The 1,635-nt window shown below is 38.7% G+C and carries 1 protein-coding gene and 1 pseudogene; both read left to right on the forward strand.

Annotated features, from left to right (window positions below):
- A pseudogene (locus tag ABZA26_RS14625) lies at positions 1–708 on the forward strand (cobyric acid synthase CobQ); the annotation flags it as partial.
- Positions 689–1,635 (forward strand): adenosylcobinamide-phosphate synthase CbiB (gene cbiB / locus ABZA26_RS14630; RefSeq protein WP_372715223.1); only part of this gene is annotated, 947 nt, incomplete at its 3' end. The pseudogene ABZA26_RS14625 and the gene cbiB, both read left to right, overlap by 20 nt.

A 1,635-nucleotide genomic window follows, 5' to 3' on the forward strand; every position in this document is an offset into this window, starting at 1 on the left:
CTGGATGCACTCAGTGTATATGAAGATGTTTCTGTGAAGTATGTCACAAAGGCTGAAGAGCTGGGTGACGAAGATATTATACTGATTCCGGGATCAAAAAGTACCATTGATGACCTGAAAGAGATAAAAGACAAGGGAATAGCCGAAAAGATAGTAAGGCTGGCTAAAAAAGGCACAATAATATTTGGAATCTGTGGCGGGTACCAGATGCTCGGGCAGAAAATATCAGATCCCAATGGAGTGGAAAGCTCTCTTCCGGAAATACCAGGAATCGGACTTCTGGATATGGAAACAGTCATGGAAACTGAGAAAAGAACAGTCCAGTACGAAGGTAAAGTAGAGATAGACGGAGGATTCTTAGAGGGAACAAAGGGAATGACCGTAAAGGGATACGAGATACATCAGGGAATCACCAACGGAAATGAAGGAAATGTATTCCTCCACGGAGACGGCTGTGTAAACGGAGCCTTTAAAGACAATATAATAGGAACATATATCCACGGAATATTTGATAACGGGGATTTTACAAGAAAGTTTCTGAATAATGTGAGAAAAAACAAAGGGCTTGATGAGATAAAAGACGCCATAAACTTTCAGGAATTCAAAGAAAGAGAGTTTGACAAGCTAGCTGACATTGTAAGAGAGAACCTTGACATGGAAAAAGTATACAGGATATTAGAGGGTGAGAATGTTGAATGTGATAGCTAAAATAGGCCTGGCTTATCTGATAGATCTAATAGCCGGAGATCCATACTGGATGCCTCATCCGGTTCAGTTTATAGGCAAACTCATTGGAAATTTTGAAAAAATTCTGTACAGATTTAAAAACAAAAAACTTTCAGGGGCTGTACTTACAATTACAGTCCTTTCAGTGACTTTTATGCTCAGCTATGCTCTGGGGATGTTTCAGATTGTGGAGATATATCTACTGTACACAATATTTGCCACCAGATGTCTGGCAAAAGAGGGGATGAAAGTCTATAACATTCTCAAGGCAAAGGATATGGAAAAAGCAAAAAAAGAGCTGTCGTATCTTGTGAGCCGGGATACAGGAAGCATGGATGAAAGAAATATAATAAGAAGTGTGATGGAAACTATATCTGAAAATACAGTAGACGGTATAATAGCACCTATGTTTTATATGATGGTGGGAGCTATACTTTTACCTGGAAATCCAAGCGGAGCCTTGGCCTTCGGTATGACTTATAAGGGTGTAAACACTCTTGATTCTATGGTGGGATATAAGAATGAAAAATATATTGATTTCGGATGGTTTTCAGCAAGACTAGACGATTGGGTAAACCTTATTCCTGCAAGAATTACCGGAATGATATTTTATCCCCTGTCGGCTATGATATTTGGGTTTGATTACAAATCTTCTTTGAGAATTTATTTCAGAGACAGGCTGAAACATGCCAGTCCAAATGCAGGACATCCTGAATCTGCTGTGGCTGGAGCCATAGGGATACAGTTTGGGGGAGTCACGAGTTATTTTGGAGAAAGTCATGAAAAGCCTACAATTGGTGATAAACTCAAAGAATTTGATATAGAGGATATAAGAAAAAATATAAAAATGATGTATGGAGCTTCTATTTTAGGGATGATATTCTTTATGGGAATAATCTTTGGAGCTTA

The organism is Ilyobacter sp. (assembly GCF_041583315.1).
In the GTDB taxonomy this organism is placed as follows: domain Bacteria; phylum Fusobacteriota; class Fusobacteriia; order Fusobacteriales; family Fusobacteriaceae; genus Ilyobacter.